This window comes from Prauserella alba (genome assembly GCF_024171735.1).
GTDB classification, from domain to species: Bacteria; Actinomycetota; Actinomycetes; order Mycobacteriales; family Pseudonocardiaceae; genus Prauserella; species Prauserella alba.
In genome coordinates, this window is the sequence record NZ_JAMTCH010000003.1 from 1,389,321 (window position 1) to 1,407,795 (window position 18,475).

Genomic DNA, 18,475 nt, shown 5'->3' on the forward strand with positions numbered 1-18,475 from the left:
CGCCGGGATCAGCCGGTGATCACCGCTTCGATCGCGTCGATCCCGCGGTCGAGTTCGGCCTCGGTGATCACCAGTGGCGGCGCGATCCGCAACGTCGAACCGTGGGTCTCCTTGCAGAGCACGCCACGTTCACGCAGCGCCTCGGAGGCCTGGCGGCCCGTCGGCCCGCCGGGGGCGATGTCGACCCCCGCCCACAGCCCACGGCCGCGGACGGCGCCGACGCCGTGGCCGACGAGCCCGGACAGGCGGGTGTGGAGGCGTTCGCCCAGAGCAGTGGCACGCTCGGCGAACTCGCCGGTCGACAGCAGCCGCACCACGGCCCGGCCGACGGCGCAGGCGAGCGGGTTGCCGCCGAACGTCGAGCCGTGCTCCCCGGGCTGCAGCACGCCGAGCACGTCGCGGCGGCCGACGACCGCCGACACCGGCACGATGCCGCCGCCGAGGGCCTTGCCGAGCGTGTACAGATCCGCCCGCACCCCCTCGTGCTCCAACGCGAAGACGGTGCCCGTGCGGCACAGGCCGGACTGGATCTCGTCGGCGATGAGCAGGGCCCCCGCCTCGTCGCACAGCCTGCGGGCCTCGGCCAGGTATCCGGCCGGTGGGACGACGACGCCCGCCTCGCCCTGGACGGGTTCGACGAGCACCGCCGCGGTGCGGTCGGTGATCGCACCGGCGAGTGCCTCGGTGTCGCCGTAGGGCACGACGTCGAAGCCCGGGGTGAACGGGCCGAAGTCGGCGCGTGCGTCCTCGTCGGTGGAGAACGACACGATGGTCGTGGTGCGCCCGTGGAAGTTGTCGGAGGCCACGACGATGCGCGCCTGCCCGTCCGGCACGCCCTTCACCCGGTGGGCCCACTTGCGTGCGACCTTGATCGCCGACTCGACCGCCTCGGCGCCGGAGTTCATCGGCAGCACCATCTCGGTGCCGGTCAGTTCGGCGAGTTCCCGGCAGAACAGGCCGAACCGGTCGTGATGGAAGGCGCGGGAGGTCAGCGTCACCCGCTCCAGCTGCTCCGTCGCAGCGGCGACGAGGTCGGGGTGCCGGTGCCCGAAGTTCAGGGCCGAGTAGCCGGACAGGAAGTCCAGGTACGTCGTTCCCTCGACGTCGGTGACGGTGGCGCCCTCACCGGAGGCGATCACGACCGGCAGCGGGTGGTAGTTGTGCGTGCTCCACTGCTCGTCGAGCGCGATGTAGTCGGCCGTGGCCGCCGGGGCGGCGTGCGAGGGCGTGGGCGTGTCGGCGGTGCGGTCGGCGAACGTCGTCATGCGTTCAGATTAGGGCCGATCCGCACCGAGATCAGCCGGAATGCATTGCGCAGAAGCGAGGATCGTTGCGCGATCGTCGGGTCACAGCGGTGATTCGTTGTCCCCTCGGCGGCCGCCGGCGCGGCGCCGGGGACGCGGCCGTGGCAGTGCTGCTGCCGGGTCTGCCAGAGTGTCCTTCCGTGACAGACGATCTCTCCTTCCTCCGTGCACAGGCCCGCACCCAACGGTTCACGCTCGGCACGCCCCGGCAGTTCCAGGTCACGCCCGACGGCGAGCGCGTGCTGTTCCTCCGCTCCGAATCCGGCCACGACCGGCGCAACAGCCTGTGGCAGCTCGACGTGACCTCCGGTGAGGAGTCGAAACTCGTCGACGCGGCCGAACTGTTGCCCGGCGAGGAGGACCTGCCCGCCGAGGAACGGGCCCGGCGCGAACGGGCCCGGGAGACCTCGGGAGGCGTCGTCGGTTACGCGACCGACGCCGCGGGCACCGTCGCGGCGTTCTCGCTGTCCGGCAAGCTCTACACCGCCGACCTGGCCACCGGTGCGGTGCGGATGCTGGTTGACGCCGCGGTGATCGATCCGCGGCCGAACCCGCAAGGAACGCACGTGGCCTACGTCGCGGACCGGCAGCTGCACGTGGTGGAGCTGGCGACCGGTCAGGACCGGGTCGTGGCAGGAGAGGACGAGGAGACCGAGGACGTCAGCTGGGGGCTGGCCGAGTTCATCGCCGCCGAGGAGATGCGCCGGGTGCGCGGCTACTGGTGGTCGCCGGACGGGCGGAGTCTGCTCGCGGCGCGCAGCGACCGCTCCGACGTGCCGCGCTGGCACATCGCCGACCCCGCGAACCCGGCGTCGCCGGTCAACACGGTCGCCTACCCGGCTGCGGGCACCACGAACGTCGCCGTGTCGCTGGCGGTCGTCACCCTCGACGGACGGCGTCTGGACGTGCCCGCGGGCGAGTGGGAGTACCTCGTCGCGGTGCACTGGTCGGAGGGCGGGCCGCCGCTGCTGACCGTGCAGTCGCGGGATCAGAAGTGCCTCGAGATCCGCGCCCTCGACGTCACCGACGGGTCGACGCGGCTGCTGCACACCGAGAAGGATCCGGACTGGGTCGAGATCGTCACCGGCGTCCCGGCGTGGACGCCGGACGGACGGCTCGTGCACGTGGGGGTGGCCGACGGGGCGTACCGGCTGTTCGTCGACGGCACCCCCGTGACGGGTGCGGAGCTGCAGGTCCGGTCGGTGCTGGACGTCGGTGACGAGGTGCTGTTCAGCGCGTCCGACGACGATCCGACCCAGATCCACGTCTACCGCACCGAGGGCGCCGCGGTACGGCGGTTGTCGGAGGGTGTGGGTGTCCACAACGGAGCCGGGACCGCCGAGGCGGCGGTGCTGGCGTCGTGGAGCCCGGAGTACGCGGGCATCCGCGTCTCCGTGCTGGCAGGCGGCGAACGCGTCGCCGATATCGCGTCCGTGGCGGCCGACCCCGGCCTGGTGCCGAACGTGCACTGGCTGCAACTGGGTGAGCGCGCGCTGCGCGCGGCACTGGTGCTGCCGACCGGTCACGCACCGGGCGACGGGCCGCTGCCCGTCCTGCTCGACCCCTACGGCGGGCCGCACGCCCAGCGGGTGCTGCGCAGCAGGAACGCGATGCTCACCCCGCAGTGGCTGGCCGACCAGGGATTCGCCGTGCTCGTCGTCGACGGCCGCGGTTCGCCCGGCCGCGGGCCCGCGTGGGAACGCGCGATGGCGGGCGATCTCGGTGACGTCGCGCTGGCCGACCAGGTCGACGCGCTGCACGCCGCGGCGGAGCGGTTCGCCGACCTCGACCTCGACCGGGTCGCCATCCGCGGGTGGTCCTTCGGCGGCTACCTGGCGGCCGCGGCGGTCCTGCGCAGGCCGGACGTGTTCACCGCGGGTGTCGCGGGCGCTCCGGTGACCGACTGGAGCCTGTACGACACGCACTACACCGAGCGCTATCTCGGCCACCCCGACGAGCGGCCCGAGGTGTACGAGCGCAACTCGCTGATCACCGACGCGCCGAAACTGGAGCGCTCGCTGCTGATCGTGCACGGGCTCGCCGACGACAACGTGTTCGTGGCCCACGCGTTGCGGCTCTCGTCGGAGCTACTCGCCGCGGGCCGCGGGCACACGTTCCTGCCGCTGGCCGGGGCGACACACATGACACCGCAGGCCGAGGAGGTCGCGGAGAAACTGATGCTCACCCAGGTGCGATGGCTCAACCAGCAGCTCGGCGTCGAGGCGGGCGCATGACCGGCCGGTGGGGACTGACGGTTCCGCTCGACGGGCTGTCGCTGCCCGAGCACCGCGAGCTCGTCGCGCAGCTGCCGGAACTGGGCTATACGGACCTGTGGTCGGCGGAGGCAGGCGGCGCGGACGCCTTCACTCCGCTGGTGCTGGCCTCGCAGTGGGCGCCCGAGCTGCGGCTCGGCACCGCCATCGCACCGGTCTACACCCGTGGCCCCGGCCTGCTGGCGATGAGCGCAGCGAGCGCCGCCGACTGCGCGCCGGGCCGGTTCGTCCTCGGCGTGGGCACGTCGTCGCAGGTGATCGTGGAGAACTGGAACGCGGCCGAGTTCGCCGAGCCGTACGCGCGGACCCGCGACACGGTGCGGTTCCTGCGGGCGGCGCTGGCGGGGGAGAAGGTCACCGCGGAGTATCCGACGTTCACGGTCAGCGGATTCCGCCTCGGCCGTCCGCCCGAGACGCCGCCGCCGGTGATGGTCGCGGCGCTGCGGCCGGGGATGCTGCGGATGGCGGGCCGCGAATCGGCCGGTGCGATCACGAACTGGCTCGCGGCCTCCGACGTGCCGGCGGTGCGCGGTGAACTCGGCCCGGACGCCGAACTGGTGGCGCGTATCTTCGTCTGCCCTTCCGAGGACGCCGACGAGGCGCGGGCGCTGGCACGCAGGCACATCTGCGCCTACCTGACGGTGCCGGTCTATCGCGCGTTCCACGACTGGCTCGGCCGTGGCGAACGGCTCGCTCCGATGCAGGAGGCGTGGGCGGCGGGCGACCGGAAGCGTGCCGTCGAACTGGTACCGGACGAGGTGGTCGACGAGCTGATCGTCCACGGCAGCCCGGAGGCGTGCCGTGAGGGGGTGCGGGCCTACGTCGAGGCCGGGGTGACGACGCCGGTGCTGATGCCGCTGACCACGGGCGGTGATCCGGCGGCGCTGGTGCGCGCGCTCGCACCCGCGTGACGGGACGCCCGGCCTGCTCCCGCGGTCAGCCCCACACGGCGCCGCCGGCGAGCAGGCCCGCGACTGCCGCAGTGAATCCGGCGAGGACGGTCACCACGACGTTGGCGGCGGCGTGGCGATGTCGTCGCTGGGTGATCAGCTGCACGGTGTCGTAGCCGAACGTCGAGAACGTCGTCAGCGAGCCGCACAGTCCGACGCCCGCCAGCGCGAACACCGCGCCGCCTGCGGTGCCCGCGGCCAGTATCCACGAGGTGAGCAGCCCGAGCAGTGCCGAGCCGAGTACGTTCACCGCGAGCGTGCCCCACGGGAACGCGGTGGTGCGGCCGCGTTGCACCCGCAGGTCGATGAGGTAGCGCAGGACCGCGCCACCCGCTCCGCCGAGCATCACCATCGCGGCCGTCATGCCGCGCGCCCCGGCCGGTCGAGCAGCCTGCGGGCGCCGGTGACACCGGCGACCACAGCCAGCAGCGAGGCCAGGACCGACCCCGCGGCGTACGCGAACGCCGCGACGAGGTGCCCGTCGTAGGCGGTCGAGAGCGCGTCGAGCACGTACGTCGAGAACGTCGTGAACCCGCCGAGCACGCCGACTCCCAGGAAGGGGCGCAGGAGCCGGGGTTGCGGCGTCTGCCGGGCCAGGACGGCCATGAGGGTGCCGAGGGCGAGGCAGCCCGCGACGTTGCCGAGGAGCGTGGCGACACCCGCGGGCGACGGCAGGGCCGCGCCGAGCCCGTAGCGTGCGAGGCTGCCGAGCGCGCCACCCGCGGCCACGGCGAGCAGCACGTCCCAGCGGCGGATACCGGTCATCCGCCCATCATCACCGATCGCGGCCCGTGCACCCGGGCAGCCCCGCCGGACCGCCCGGGTGCACGTACCCGCCGTGGACACGACGCCGCGGGTCCACCGCGGCCCCGGCCGGCAGCGCCCCGCGAGACCCCGGAGAGCTCAGCGCCGCCAGAAGAAGTGGTGCACGATGCCGCTCGCACTCGGGACGCGTTCCAGGTGGAAGCGGTCGGTCAGGTCGTCGGGCGTGTCCCAGAGCCGTTTGCCCGCGCCGAGTTCGATCGGGGTGACGGCGATGTGCATGTCGTCGATGAGATCCGCGTCGAGGAACTCGCGCAGGGTGGTGACGCCGCCGCCGATGCGTACGTCGCCGCCGTTCGCGGCCGCCTTGGCCCGTTCCACGGCCCGCCGCGGCGTGGCGTCGAGGAAGTGGAACGTCGTCTCGCCGAGGGTGAGCGTCGGGCGCGGGTGGTGGGTGAGCACGAACACGGGGGTGTGGAACGGCGGCTCGTCGCCCCACCAGCCCTGCCACTCGTGATCCGGCCACGGGCCGGTCTGCGGGCCGAATTTGCCACGGCCCATGATCTCGGCGCCGATGCCGCGGGTGAAGTCGCGGGTGATCCAGTCGTCGAGTCCCCGGCTGCCGCCCGGCTCGGTGCGGTTGACCCAACTGGCGGTGGCGCCCGCCCAGGCGAACAGCTCCCCGGGGTCGACGTCGCCGAAGGGCCGGTCGAAACTCTGGTTCTCACCCGCTCCGACGCCGTCGGCGGTGACGGTGATGCAGTGGACCCGGACTCGCTGTGTCATGTCGTCTCCTCGGATGTCGGTCGTCGCGGTGAGCACGCCGGCTGCGGCGTGTTCACGGGGTGGTCGTCACCGGACGGCGGTTCGCGACACCGACGACGAGCATTCTCGGTGAGAATCCACGAGCAATGCGATCGCCGCACGGTGTCGCGTCGGCCGAATCGGTGACGACCCCCCCTGGTGTGTCGCCGCGGCGGCGGCACCACGGACCGAGGAGGAGACTGTGAAGTACGTGATCCTGATGCAGGTCGACCCGGCGGTGCTGGAGAACCTCACCGAGGAGCAGCAACAGCAGATCGGGGAGGGACACGGCGCGTTCATGGCCGAGACCAAGGAGAGCGGTGAGTTCGTCGCGACGCAGGCGCTCGCCGATCCGAGCCGGAGCAGGGTCGTCCGCAGCGGCACCGACGGGCCGGAGGTGACCGACGGCCCCTTCGCCGAGAGCAAGGAGTACCTGGGCGGGTTCTACCTGGTGGACGTCGAGGACGAGGCGCGCGCCCTCGAGCTGGCGAGGCGAATCCCCGACGCGAGCATTCCCGGACTGGCGCTCGAGGTGCGCCCGGTGCTGTTCGCCGATCTGGGAGACGGATGACCGACGACGGCAGGGCGGAGGACCTGTGGCGGGAAGCCGCGCCACGGGTCCTCGCCCGTCTGGTGCGCCGCTACGGCAGCGGCCGGTTCGACCTGTGCGAGGACGCGGTGCAGGAGGCGCTGCTCGACGCCTACCGGCAGTGGCCGTCCGGCCTGCCCGACGATCCACTGGGCTGGCTGACGTCGACCGCGCGCCGGCGGTACGTCGACCGGGTTCGCAGCGACACCCGCCGCAGGGACCGCGAGGAGCGGGCGGTGCGGTTGGACGCACCCGTGCACCCGCCGGTGCACCCGGAGGCGGCCGAACGGGACGATTCGCTGCTGGTGTTGCAGCTGTGCTGCCATCCGGAGCTGCCCCGTTCCGGCCGGGTCGCGCTCACCCTGCGTGCGGTGGCGGGGCTGAGCACGGCGCAGATCGCCGGTGTCTACCAAGTGCCGGAGCGGACGATCGCCCAGCGGATCACGCGTGCCAAGCGCGCGTTGGCCGCGGTGGGCAGGGCGTTGCCCCGGCCCGAGCACGCGGCGGAGCGGCTCACGTCGGTCCTGGACGTGCTGTACGTGATGTTCACCGAGGCGCACCACACGACGGGCGGCTCGCCGCCGCGCGACGCCGACCTGGCCGCCGAGGCGATCCGCCTCGGGCGGGCGCTGCGGCTGAGCCTGCCCGATTCGGCCGAAGTGGCCGGGCTGCTGGCGCTGATGCTGCTGACCGAGGCCCGCCAGCCCGCGAGGATCGGCCGGGGCGGGGTGCTGCGCCCGCTCGACGAGCAGGATCGTTCGCTGTGGGACCGCGCGCTGATCGACGAGGGAACGGCGCTGGTCGAGCGGACCGTGCCGGGCGTCGATCCCGGGCCGTACCTGCTGCAGGCGTGTATCGCCGCGGTGCACGCCGATGCGCCCGACACCGACCGGACGGACTGGCACGAGATCCTCGTGCTGTACCGGCTGCTGGAGGCGGTGACCGGGCACGCGAATCCGACGATCGCGCTCAACCGCATCGTCGCGCACGCCATGGTGCACGGGGACACCGCCGGCCTGGCCGCGCTCGGCGAACTGGACGCGGCCAGCCCCGGGTTGCCGAGGCTGGATGCCGTCCGCGCGCACCTGCTGGAACGGTCGGGACGGGCCGACGAGGCGGTGGCCGCCTACCGCCGGGCGATCGCCGCTGCGGACAACCTCGCGGAACAACGACACCTGCGGGACCGGATGCGGCGACTGGCACCGGGAGAGGACTGAGCCCGGTCACGCCGGTCCCGGAGTCGGCCGCACGCCGAGAGCCGTGCGGTGGCCGGCAGCGGTGGGGGAGAAGGCGGCGTTACGCCGGTCGCGCCTGCGCGGTCCGCGCCTTCGCAGGCGGTCCCTGGGGCGCGCTGCCCGCGTCGGGCGCAGGGTCCGGGGCTTGTTGTGCCCGCCCGGCGGCGGGGTTGGCGATCTGGCGGGGTGCGGCGGGCGGCGCCGCGGCGGCCTGCTGGGACCCGTGCCGATGACTTCCGTTCTGCCCGGTGTGCGCGGAACCGTTCTGCACCGTCCCGCCCTGCAGGGCAGCCCCCGGAACGGCCTCCTGTTGATCCGCCGGCCGAGCCTGGTGTGTGGCCGGGCGTGCCGGCGGGTGCGCCGCGGTCCGGTCGGCTCCGTCGTGCACACCCGGGGCGGGTGCGGCGGCGACGCGCGAGGGCGCATCACCTGCCGGCGTGCCTTCGATGTGGCGATCGCCGGTGTCGGCGGCGCCCGCGTCGTGGAACTCGGTCTCGCCGGCCGTGGCGAGGCTGGCGCTGATCGTGCGCTGGAACTGCCGGTGCACGTTGGCCAGTTCGTGGCGCAGTGCGTGGACGCTCTGTGCGACGGGGTCCTTGTCGGACAGCGTGCCGGTTTCCGTGGCGCGCAGCAGGACGTCGATGTGGCCGTGCAGCCGCTGGTGCACGTAGCCGAACGCGATGAGCTGGTGCTGCACCTCCAGGCTCGGCGAGGTGCGTGAGAGTGCCTTGATCATGGTGTCCTGCCAGCGTTGGCAGGACTGGCGGTAGTGCCGGTTCGCTGACTGGCGGTAATGCGGTGCCACCTGGGTGTCGAGGCCGATGCGGACGAGTTCGGTGCTGGTGTCGACCAGTTCGCGGGCCGCCATGGTGAGGGCGTAGGCCCATTCCCACTGCTCGGCCTGGGCGCTGGCCTGGTTCTCCTGCTGGGCCTGTTCGAGCTGGGTGTTGGCGAGTTTGACCTGCTCCCACGCCCAGCGCGCCTGATCGCGGGCGCTCTCGTCGGCCTCGGCCGCCTGCCCGGCGTGGCTCTGCGTCTGGGTGGACAGGTCGCGGACCCCGGCGGCCAGTCTGCGTATCTGCTGTGCCTGCCTGCGGGCGACCACGAGCTGCCACCCGGCGAGCGACACGGCGATGATCGCCACTGCTGCCAGGCCCACCGCGACCCAGAGGGCCACCTCCGCTGTCCGCATGGGTGCCGAGGTTCTCACATTCCGTTTTGGTGAACATGAGAGGTGAGGTAGGACTCACCGATTAGGATGCGCGTTCTCACGCAGAGTGTCGTGACGGTGTCGTTTCGCGACCGTGACCGGGACGAATCGGAATCGTGACCCGGGCTAGCTGCCGGACTCCCGGCGGGGCGTGATGAGGCGGCCGGTGTAGCCGGCGGCGACGAGACGCTCGTAGGCGCGGCGGACGTCGGCGGGGAGGTCCTGGGGTGCGATCTCGCCGGAACGGCCCTGCAGTTCGAGTCGTTGCGTGTCGCCGACGAGCATGGTCGCCACCCGGTCCGGTTCGCCGATGCCGGCGAGATAGGTGTCCAGGTCGTGCGCGGCGCCGCTGCAGCGGATGTCGACGCCGGGCCATCGCGCGGCCGCCACGGCCCGCGCGCGGCGTTGCTGGTAGGGGCGGGAGACCAGCAGCACGCTGCGGGGCGTGACGCCCTCGGCGGCGAGCAGGGCACGGGTGTTGTCGATGTTGCGGACGGTGCTGGTCGCCTCGGTCTCGATGCGCACGGCGCGGGCGGGAACGCCGTGGCGTATCGCGATCTCGCGGAAGTGGACCGCTTCGCCGCGGGGGAACCGCTCTGCGGTGGTCGGTGTGGTGGCGCCGGTGAACACGACGAGGGGGAACAGGCCGCGCCGGTACAGCTCGGCGGCGTGCACCGCGACGCCGGCGTCGTGACTGCCGAGGCCGACCGCGACGTCGGCCGGCTGCGGCGGATCGTCGACCCGGTGGAAGCGCCACAACGTCTCGACGTCGGCGCGGACGGAATCGGACCATGTTGCACCGGACGGCACCGACGTGCGCCACCTTTCGTGAGTCGATTGCGAAGAACGAGGTGTTCGTCCAGTCGCGCCACCGTCTGGTCGGCGGTCGGCATTGAGTGCGCCGGAGTCGACGCCATCGGGGCTGGTTCCCGCCGGCGAGGACGCGGCCGTCCGGCGTCACGGCGGAGGTCAGTGCTGTGTGGCGTAATGGGAGGTGGCCACGCCACGCATCACGACGTCGACGATGTCCTCGCTCAGGCCGGGGGCGAGGGGCTGGTGACCGAACAGCAGGCGGTAGGTCATCGTCGCGGCCAGCATGTCGAGCAGCAGTTCGACGTCGACGTCCTCGCGGAGGTCGCCGCGCTCGATCCCGCGCTCGATGGCGCGCGCGGTGGTTTGGCGTCGCGGGCTGAAGAACCCTTCGAAGAACCGGTTGCGCAGCACGTCGTCGTTGCGCAGGTCGGCGACCAAAGGTGGCAGGGTGAGGGTCAGCAGCGGCCCTGACATGGTGCGGCGCAGGGTGTCGATCCCGGCCACCAGGTCGCAGTGCGTGCAGCCGGTGTCCGGTGTCGGCGTCGAACCGACGTGCTCGGTGAGCGCGTCGACCACGAGGTGTTTCTGATCCGGCCAGCGGCGCCGGATGGCGGGCTTGGTCGTCCCGGCGCGCGCGGCTACGGCGTCGAGCGTCAGGCGCTGATAACCGACTTCCGTCAGCAGATCGCGCACCGCCTTCAGTGTCGCGAGATCGATCCGCTCGTCGCGTGGTCGTGCCAATGTGGTCTCTGTCTTCGGGTCCTGGCCGGATGTTGTTGACAGCCTAGCATCGCCGAAATTACGTTCCGGTTCGAAACGGAACGAAAGTGGGATGTTGGATGAGCAACGAAGATGAGGCCTCCGCGGCGCGTCCGCCGGGCGGTCACGGCGGTGCGGACGAGTCGACGCGAAGCGTCTTCGCCCGCCGCTATCGCGCTCTCTCGTCGGGCGTGATCATGACGGTGGGCGTCGTCGCCTTCGAATCACTCGGTGTGGCCACCGTTCTGCCCGTCGTCGCTCGTGAACTCGGTGGCCTCGGGTCGTTCGGCTGGGGCCTGTCGGCCCTCATGCTGGCCAACATCGTCGGTGCGGTGCTGGCGGGCCGTGCCGCCGACCGGAACGGCCCCGCGGCGCCGTTCGCCGTCTCGATCGTGGTCTTTGCCGCGGGTTGCCTACTCGCGGCGGTCAGCCCGAGCTGGCCGGTGTTCACCACAGCACGGGCGGTGCAGGGCTTCGGGGTCGGTGGCGTGATGGCGATCGCGTTCATGTCCATCGGGGCCACCTACCCGGAACGCTTGCAGCCGAGGATGTACGCACTGCTGTCGTCGGCCTGGTCCATCCCGGCGCTGGCGGGTCCACCGATCGGTGGGCTCGTCGCCGAGACGATCGGTTGGCCGTGGGTCTTCGTCGGCATCGTGCCGATTGCGGTCGGTGCCGCGTTGTTGACTACTCCCGCGATGCGGGGCCTCGTCGAGGCGGGTGCACCCGCCGAGCCGGCGCGCGGTTGGCGCCACAACGTCGTGCTCAACAGTGTGCTGCTCACTGTGGGCACCGCCGTCCTGCTGTTGGCGCTGGAGGCGGGATCGGCGTTGCTGGTGGTCGCCGGTGCCGTGGTGGGTCTGCTGCTCGCAGTGGTCGGACTCCGCCATGTGACGCCGCCGGGAACCCTGGTCGCGCGGCGAGGTGTGGCCTCCGGAATTGTGGTCCGTGCCGGCCTGTGTGGCGCCTACTTCGGTACCGAGGCGTTCTTGCCGCTGGGCATGTCCGAACTCCGCGGCGTGGGCACGACACTGTCCGGTCTGGGACTCGCGGTCGGTGCGCTGACGTGGGTCGGTGGATCGTTCTGGCAAGCCACAATGGACGGTGGAAAGACCCGCGACCGCTCTCGAGCGACCGCGTTGGGATCGCTCGTGCTGGCTGTGGGTTCCGTTGTCGTCGCGATGGCGATCCTGGTGCAGGCCGTGCCGGCCGTGCTGGCCGTCGTCGGCTGGGCGATCGGTGGCCTCGGAATGGGAATCGCGGTCAACGCGAGCACTTCGGAGACCATGCGGCTCGCCACCCCGGAGAGTCTCGGTCTGGTCTCGTCGTCGCTGCAACTGGCCCAGACGTTGGCGACCGCGCTTCTCGCCGGTCTCGGCGGTGGGTTGATCAGCCTGATCACGGCGGGTGGTGGCACGATGTCCACGGCCCTGCTCCTCACCTTCGCGCTGACGGTTGTGATCGCGCTGGGAAGCGCGATCGTCGCCGGACGGTTCCGCACGGGATCGGAGGAGGTGGTCCCGGCGGTGTAGCGACAGGAGCGACCACCGGTGTGGACGCCTTAGGACCGCGTTCCTGCTGTCATACCGGCCATCATCGCGCAGCCGGTCACGGTGTGACGATGGCGAAGCCCGGATCGGGTGGATCGAGCACACCGAGCAGCCGGGCGAGCACGTCGGTGGGGCCGTCGGTGACCAGATCGCCGGAACGCTCCAGTTCTTCGGGTGTCGACCGTCCGGTGACCAGCGCGATCAGCGCGCTCCGTCCGATACTGATGCGGGCTTCCGCGGAGTCTCTGGCGGTGCCCGTGCCGTGGACGAGTACCCCGTTCGACAACCGGGTCCAGTGGTGCTGTTCGTCCTCGGCGGTCACCGTCCAGTCGATTCCGGCCTGTATCGCGGCGGCGCGCGGGCCGTCGACCTGGATCGCCATGCTGTCGAAGATCTGAGCCAGGCTCAGCTGCGCGAGGATGTCCGGCGCGGCGGTGACGGTCGGGGTGCCGATGTTGCCGTGGCGCAGTTCGAGAGCACCGGTGAGGTAGAAGTTGCGCCAGGGTCCGTTCTCCGCGCCGAAGCCGAGCTGTTCGAACGCCGCTGCCTGCAGCTCCCGCGCTGCGGTGTGGCCGGGATCGGCGAAGACCAGGTGTCCGGTCAGTTCGGCGGCCCACCGGAAATCACCCTCGTCGTAGGCGCCCCGGGCGACGGTCAGGAGTGCGTCGGGGCCGCCGATCGCATCGACGTAGCGCCGCCCGGCCTGCTGCGGCGGGTGCTGCCACAGATGCGCGGGATTGCCGTCGAACCAGCCCATGTAGCGCTGGTACACGGCTTTCACGTTGTGACTGAGCGAACCGTAGTAACCGTGGGCGTGCCACGCGTTCGCGAGCCCGGGAGGCGGCTCCAGCATCTCGGCGATCTCGGTGCCGACATAGCCCTGGTTGAGCAGTCGAAGGGTCTGGTCGTGCTGGTAGGCGTACAGGTCGCGCTGCTCGGACAGATACGTGACGAGCTCGTCGCGGCCCCAGGTCGGCCAATGGTGCGAGGCGAACACGACATCGGCCGAGTCCGCGAACATCTCGATCGCTTCGTGGAGGTAGGCGGCCCATGCGTGCGGATCGCGGACCTGCGCGCCGCGCAGGGTAAGCAGGTTGTGCAACGTGTGGGTGGCGTTTTCCGCCATGCACAACGCGCCGTGGTCAGGGAAGAGGAAGTTCATCTCCGCCGGCGCCTCCGTTCCCGGAGTGACCTGGAAGACGAGGCGCACGCCGTCGAGAACCGCCTCGTGCCCGGTGGCGCCGACATCCTGCGTGGGCGGGATCAGGGTGACCGTTCCGGTCGACACCGTCATCCCGAGACCGGCGCCCAGCTGTCCCGTGGCCCCGACGGGCAGTGCCGCGCCGTACATGTACGCTGCCCGGCGCGCCATCGCGGTCCCGGCGTAGACGTTCTCGGCCACGGCATGGTGCAGAAACCCCTCGGGAGCCAGGATCGGCACCCGGCCCGAGGTCACGGCGTCGTCGCTGATCACGCCCCGCACGCCGCCGAAGTGGTCGACGTGGCTGTGGGTGTAGATCACCGCGGTGACCGGCCTGTCGCCGCGGTGCCTGCGGTAGAGGGCCAGGGCGGCGGATGCGGTCTCGGAGCACAACAGGGGGTCGATGACGATGATCCCCTCGCGGCCTTCGACCACGGTCATGTTCGACAGATCCAGCCCCCGCACCTGGTAGATGCCGCCGGTGACCTCGTAGAGGCCGTGCCGGGCGACCAGCTGCGCCTGCCGCCACAGGCTGGGGTTCACGGTGTCCGGCCGCGGGCTCCGCAGGACGTCGGCCCACGCGTCGGCGTCCCAGACCACCCGCCCGTCGTCGGCGTGCACCTGCCCGGGCCGGATCGTGTCGATGAACCCGCGCTCGGCGTCGCGGGTGTCGGCCGTGTCGGAGAACGGCAGCCGGTCCTGGAGGTCTGCGTTCGCGGCGGCGACGCCCGCGCTGGCGACGGTGTCGGTCATGGACTGTCGTTCCTTTCCGACGAGAATTCCGGAACCCGTTGCAGTGCGACGAGACGGAGCCCGAGCGTGTCCAGCAACCCGATGATGCCCTGCAGATGCGCATCGTCGGTCACGACTCCGTAGATGATGGTCTCGGGCGGTGCCGGAACGACCTCGAGCCTGCCGAGCTGGTCGACGGCGTGCCGGGTGGTTTCCGACAGGTGTCCGCTCACGCGGAACTCGTAGCGGGTCGGCGGCACCGGTCCCCCTCCTTCGGGCGACGCGTTCGGTGGCTACCGGGCGGCCGGTTTGCCCGCGTGCACCACGACGGCCCAGATGACGAGGACGTCGAGGGCGATCGCGACGAGCGACCACGCCGGATAGGCGGGCAGGAACGCGACCTGGGCGAGCGCGTTCAGCCCGGCCAATCCGGCGGCGACGGCCCTCGCCCAGGTCGCGCCGGTGGTGAGCGCGACACCGGCGAGGACGGCGGCGCCGCCGATGACGAGGTGGATCCAGCCCCAGCCGGTCAGGTCGAAGACCAGCAGGCCCGCGTCGCCCACCACGTAGTAGTCCTGCTCGAACAGGGCGACCAGTCCGAAGAGCACATTGAACAGTCCGACCAGGACCAGCATGATGCTCGCGAAGGTGACCCAGCCGGTGCCCTGTGCGGGGCGCATGTCGTGGAGGCGGCTCGCAGCGCTCTCCCCGGCACGGGTGCCCGGATACGTCTCGCTCATGATTCTCTCCCGTATACGCCGGCCGGAGATCTCCCCGGCCCGGTCCTGTTCTCCACGGTGGGCCCGGCCGCTCACCCGCGAGTCACCCGTCGTTGGTGAATCGGGTGGCGATTCGCGCGATCGGCCGTGCGGTGTGACCGTGGAAGGGGAGGGTTTCCGGGGGAGACCGCAGGAGAGTGCGCCGTGCAGCACGACGTCCCGCGCCGCAGCCGGGTTCCGAGGTTGAAGACCACGGTTCCGGCTCTCGCGCCGAATCTCGTGGTACGCGAACGGTTGTCGACGGTCCTCGACCGCGTACCGCCCGCGGGCGTCGGGTGGGTGTGCGCGCCCGCGGGGACCGGGAAGACCACGCTGCTGAGCCAATGGTGCGCCGGCCGGGACGGCGCCGCTGCGGTGTGGGTGTCGCTGGACGCCGACGACAACGACCAGCGGCGATTCTGGTCGGCGCTGCTGCAGGCCGTGGAGGCCGGAGTGCCGTCCCTCCGGGAGCACCGTGGGTTGTCCGTTCCGGCGCGCCCGAGTGACGATCCGACGTTCGTCGCCGAGATCGCCGCGGCTCTGGGTACCGCGCCCGGCGGCGCCGTCCTCGTGCTCGACGACGTCCACGAGCTCACGAACCGGGCGACGTTGCACGGCCTGGCCGGTCTGCTGCGGGGCCTGCCTCCCACGGCCCGGGCGGTCGTGTCCGGGCGTGTGGTCCCGGGAGCGCCGCTGACCCGGTCGGGGCTCGGGGTGACCGTGACGGAGGTGTCGGCCGAGGACATGCGCTTCACGGCCGGCGAGGCGGCGCAGCTGCTGGCCGGAGCGGAGCTGGACGTCTCCGCCGCCACGTTGTCCGAGCTGATGCGGGGCACGGAAGGGTGGGCGGCGGGGCTGCGGCATGCGGCATCGGAGCTGGCCGCGCACGTCGGTGACGGCCGGGACACCGTGCCGGCCGCGGTGCGGGCCTCGCCGGTCATCGGTCAGCTGGCCGGCGAGGTGCTGTCGACGCTCGGGGAGCAGGAGCGGGAACTGGTGGCCACGCTGAGCGTGTGCGACGAGGTGAGTCCGGAACTCGCGGCGGCGTTGGCGGGCCGCCGCGGTACCGGAGCGAGGCTCGCCGCGCTCGAACGCGGTTCCGTCGTCGCCCGGCGGCGAGTGCCCGACGGCACACGGTACTGCGTCCGTGCACCGTTCCGTGACCACGCACGTGCCGCCCTGCACCGGCGGGACCCGGAACGCGCGGCGCGGTTGGCCGAGGTGGCCGCGGAATGGTACGCGGAGCGTGGCGAACCGGCGCCGGCACTGGCTCACGCGTGCGCATCGGGCCGATCCGGCACGATCCGCGCCGTGCTGCACCGGTGCGCGGTTGCGGCGGTGCTCGCGGGAGAACACGACCTCGTGCGGCGGGCGTTGGCGGCGCTGCCGGCCGAGACCGCGGACGGGGACGCGGACGGGGACGGGACTCTCCATCTCGTCTCGGCCTTCGTGCGGGTGGAGGCGGGCGAGGTGGAGCTGGCCGAGCTGGACCTCGCCCGGGCGGCCGCGCTGCTGCCCGACACCGACACCGACATCGACATCGACACACTGCGACGCCTCGTCGGAACCCGGATTCGCCTCCTCACCGGACGATCCGGCGATGGCGAGGAGGCCGGCGATGGAGAGGCCGGTGATGAGGAGGTGGCCGGCGGTGCCGCGCCGGTCGTGCCGTCCTCCCCGCTGGAGGCGATGGCGCTGCTGCAACGCGCGGACCGGCTGCTGTGCCGGGACAGGTCGGCCGAGGCCGGTGCGCTGGCCGGCTCCGCACTGAGGGCCGCCAGGGCAGCCCGTTCGGACTACGTGGCCGCCCGGTGCCTGACCACACTCGGCGGGGTTGCGGCGTTGCACGGCGACTTCCGGTCGATGACCGAGCTGGCGTCGCATGCCGTCGCGGCCGATGCAGCAGGAGGCCGGGTCCAGGGAACGGCCGGTGCGGACGCACACGTGCTGCTCGGGTACGGGGCGCTGCTCCGTGCGGATACGCTGCGGTGCCTGCGGCACGCCGACACGGCGCTCCGGCTGGCCGAGCGGAACCGGGCAGGTGCGCAGGGAACCCGGTTCATCGCGGCGACCCTGCGGGGTGCCGCCGAGTTCGAGCGAGGCGAGCGGATGCGGGGGCTTCGTCGCGTCCGCGCCGCGCACGAAGCCGTCGACACCGGCAGGCTGCCCGGCGTCGTGGTCCTGCTCTGCGGCTTCCTGGAACATCGGTTCGCCCTCGAACTGCACCGTCCGGACGTCGCGGTACGTGCCAGGGAGCGGTGCCAAGCTGTCGCCCCTGGCAGCGGTGAGGTCGCCGTGATGCTGGCGCGTGAACAGCTCGCGTCGGGGCGTCCCGGCCGGGCAGCGCGGGTTCTCGCGCCGGCCGTGAGCGACGATCGTCCGATGGTCCTGCGGTGGCCGACGGTGTGCTGCGCGGTGGTCGATGCGGAGATCCAGCGGTGGGCGGACCGATCACTCGACGCCGAACGTGCGTTGGCGCGGGCGATGGAGCATGCGCGGTCGCAGAACGTGCTGTACCCGCTTGTGGCCGCACCGCCGGTGATCGGGGACATGCTGAGCGGCGACCTCGGCCGGTTCGGTGCCTGCGAGCCGCTGGCGCGCCGGGTCGTCGTCGCACGCCGCGTGGCGGCTCCACACACCGTGCCCACGTTGACCGAGCGTGAGCGCGCGGTACTGAGCCTGCTGCCCACCGGCCGCTCGCTGGACGAGATCGCCGACGACCTCACGGTGTCGCTGAACACGGTCAAGACCCACACCCGAGCCATCTATCTCAAGCTGGGGGTCACCAAGCGGGCCGACGCCGTCGACGTCGCGCGGGCACACGGACTGCTCGACGTGCACCCCACCTTCGCCCGATGAGGATTCGACGTCTCGCCGCGGGTACCCCGAGTGGTAATCGGACGGAGGAGGCAGCGGTGGCGACGTTGAGTGTGTGGAAGTTCGACGACCCGGCAGGTGCGCGCGAGGCGAGCGAGAAGCTGAGAACACTCGCGAAACAGAATCTGATCACCGTTCACGATGCCGCGACGGTGTCGTGGACCGAGGGCGACAACCGTCCGAAGACGACCCAGTTGCACAACCTCGTCGGTGCGGGCGCGCTCGGTGGCGCGTTCTGGGGGACGCTGTTCGGCCTGATCTTCTTCATTCCGCTGCTGGGCATGGCGATGGGTGCGGCGGCCGGTGCGCTGGGCGGTTCGATGCGGGACGTCGGTATCGACGACGACTTCATCCGGCGCATCCGTGACGACGTCGTCCCCGGTACGTCGGCGTTGTTCGTGATGACGTCGGATGCGGTGATCGACAGGGTTCACGACGAGTTCCGGGACGTCCGCGCCGAGCTGGTCTTCACGAATCTGTCGGCCGAGCAGGAGAACGCATTGCGGGAAGTGTTCGGGGACGCGGAAGTGCGCGAGTCGGCCACCTGAGCGGTGAACAGCGAGCGGCGCATGTCGGACCGGCCGGTCACCGGGCGGGCGGACGCTGCGCGCCCGGCGGGGACCTCCTGCAGGCACGGCCCGGTACCGCACACCAAGAC

Annotated in this window: 17 protein-coding genes; 7 read left to right on the plus strand and 10 right to left on the minus strand. The window is 71.9% G+C overall.

Features of this window, described 5'->3' with window-relative positions:
• Positions 1–8 precede the first annotated feature (8 nt).
• Positions 9–1,265: an ornithine--oxo-acid transaminase gene (gene rocD, locus LY12_RS06315; protein ID WP_253853898.1), complete on the minus strand. Its 1,257-nt coding sequence runs from the start codon at positions 1,263–1,265 to the stop codon at positions 9–11.
• Positions 1,266–1,444: 179 nt separating this feature from the next.
• Between rocD and LY12_RS06320 the strand changes: the two genes are divergently transcribed.
• Both LY12_RS06320 and LY12_RS06325 read left to right on the plus strand, forming a co-directional pair.
• Complete coding sequence (locus LY12_RS06320) at positions 1,445–3,538, plus strand: S9 family peptidase (protein ID WP_253853900.1); 2,094 nt, start codon at positions 1,445–1,447, stop codon at positions 3,536–3,538.
• A complete protein-coding gene (locus LY12_RS06325; protein WP_253853902.1) occupies positions 3,535–4,488 on the plus strand; it encodes an LLM class F420-dependent oxidoreductase in 954 nt (317 codons plus the stop codon). Before LY12_RS06320 ends, LY12_RS06325 begins: the two co-directional genes overlap by 4 nt.
• A gap of 25 nt (positions 4,489–4,513) precedes the next feature.
• Here the strand turns inward: LY12_RS06325 and crcB are convergent, their stop codons facing one another.
• The 3 genes from crcB to LY12_RS06340 form a co-directional block, all read right to left on the minus strand.
• A complete protein-coding gene (gene crcB / locus LY12_RS06330; protein WP_253853904.1) occupies positions 4,514–4,891 on the minus strand; it encodes a fluoride efflux transporter CrcB in 378 nt (125 codons plus the stop codon).
• Entirely contained in the window at positions 4,888–5,292 is a 405-nt protein-coding gene (locus tag LY12_RS06335) for a fluoride efflux transporter FluC (protein ID WP_253853906.1), read from the minus strand. The genes crcB and LY12_RS06335 overlap by 4 nt, the downstream gene beginning before the upstream one ends.
• 138 nt (positions 5,293–5,430) lie before the next feature.
• Positions 5,431–6,075: a dihydrofolate reductase family protein gene (locus tag LY12_RS06340; RefSeq protein ID WP_253853908.1), complete on the minus strand. Its 645-nt coding sequence runs from the start codon at positions 6,073–6,075 to the stop codon at positions 5,431–5,433.
• Positions 6,076–6,295: 220 nt separating this feature from the next.
• On the opposite strand from LY12_RS06340, the gene LY12_RS06345 reads away from it, so the two are divergent.
• Positions 6,296–6,664 (plus strand): YciI family protein, encoded by a 369-nt coding sequence (locus LY12_RS06345; RefSeq protein ID WP_253853910.1) that lies wholly within the window; start codon positions 6,296–6,298, stop codon positions 6,662–6,664.
• The gene (locus LY12_RS06350; protein ID WP_253853912.1) at positions 6,661–7,899 is read left to right on the plus strand and encodes an RNA polymerase sigma factor; all 1,239 of its coding nucleotides are present in this window, start codon (positions 6,661–6,663) and stop codon (positions 7,897–7,899) included. The genes LY12_RS06345 and LY12_RS06350 overlap by 4 nt, the downstream gene beginning before the upstream one ends.
• A 79-nt stretch (positions 7,900–7,978) precedes the next feature.
• Here the strand turns inward: LY12_RS06350 and LY12_RS06355 are convergent, their stop codons facing one another.
• The 3 genes from LY12_RS06355 to LY12_RS06365 all read right to left on the minus strand — a co-directional run bounded on the left by LY12_RS06355 (position 7,979) and on the right by LY12_RS06365 (position 10,681).
• On the minus strand, positions 7,979–9,109 hold the full coding sequence (locus tag LY12_RS06355; RefSeq protein ID WP_253853915.1) for a hypothetical protein: 1,131 nt from the start codon (positions 9,107–9,109) through the stop codon (positions 7,979–7,981).
• A 144-nt stretch (positions 9,110–9,253) separates the two neighbouring features.
• Positions 9,254–9,937 (minus strand): YdcF family protein, encoded by a 684-nt coding sequence (locus LY12_RS06360; RefSeq protein ID WP_253853916.1) that lies wholly within the window; start codon positions 9,935–9,937, stop codon positions 9,254–9,256.
• Between the two features lie 159 nt (positions 9,938–10,096).
• Positions 10,097–10,681, minus strand: coding sequence for a TetR/AcrR family transcriptional regulator (locus LY12_RS06365; RefSeq protein WP_253853918.1), 585 nt, complete (start codon positions 10,679–10,681; stop codon positions 10,097–10,099).
• Between the two features lie 98 nt (positions 10,682–10,779).
• Between LY12_RS06365 and LY12_RS06370 the strand changes: the two genes are divergently transcribed.
• On the plus strand, positions 10,780–12,231 hold the full coding sequence (locus LY12_RS06370) for an MFS transporter (RefSeq protein ID WP_253853920.1): 1,452 nt from the start codon (positions 10,780–10,782) through the stop codon (positions 12,229–12,231).
• 76 nt (positions 12,232–12,307) lie between these two features.
• Here the strand turns inward: LY12_RS06370 and LY12_RS06375 are convergent, their stop codons facing one another.
• From LY12_RS06375 to LY12_RS06385, 3 genes are read right to left on the minus strand one after another with little or no spacing between them, the layout of a single operon-like run.
• Complete coding sequence (locus LY12_RS06375; RefSeq protein ID WP_253853922.1) at positions 12,308–14,203, minus strand: alkyl/aryl-sulfatase; 1,896 nt, start codon at positions 14,201–14,203, stop codon at positions 12,308–12,310.
• The gene (locus LY12_RS06380) at positions 14,200–14,442 is read right to left on the minus strand and encodes a DUF8691 family protein (RefSeq protein WP_253853924.1); all 243 of its coding nucleotides are present in this window, start codon (positions 14,440–14,442) and stop codon (positions 14,200–14,202) included. The genes LY12_RS06375 and LY12_RS06380 overlap by 4 nt, the downstream gene beginning before the upstream one ends.
• A gap of 33 nt (positions 14,443–14,475) precedes the next feature.
• Entirely contained in the window at positions 14,476–14,862 is a 387-nt protein-coding gene (locus LY12_RS06385) for a DUF7144 family membrane protein (RefSeq protein WP_253854956.1), read from the minus strand.
• A gap of 243 nt (positions 14,863–15,105) precedes the next feature.
• On the opposite strand from LY12_RS06385, the gene LY12_RS26070 reads away from it, so the two are divergent.
• Both LY12_RS26070 and LY12_RS06395 read left to right on the plus strand, forming a co-directional pair.
• Positions 15,106–17,799 carry a LuxR C-terminal-related transcriptional regulator gene (locus LY12_RS26070; protein WP_253853925.1) on the plus strand — a complete coding sequence of 898 codons (2,694 nt, stop codon included), beginning with the start codon at positions 15,106–15,108 and terminating at the stop codon, positions 17,797–17,799.
• A gap of 56 nt (positions 17,800–17,855) precedes the next feature.
• Positions 17,856–18,365 carry a DUF1269 domain-containing protein gene (locus LY12_RS06395; RefSeq protein ID WP_253853927.1) on the plus strand — a complete coding sequence of 170 codons (510 nt, stop codon included), beginning with the start codon at positions 17,856–17,858 and terminating at the stop codon, positions 18,363–18,365.
• The last annotated feature ends 110 nt before the right edge of the window (positions 18,366–18,475 follow it).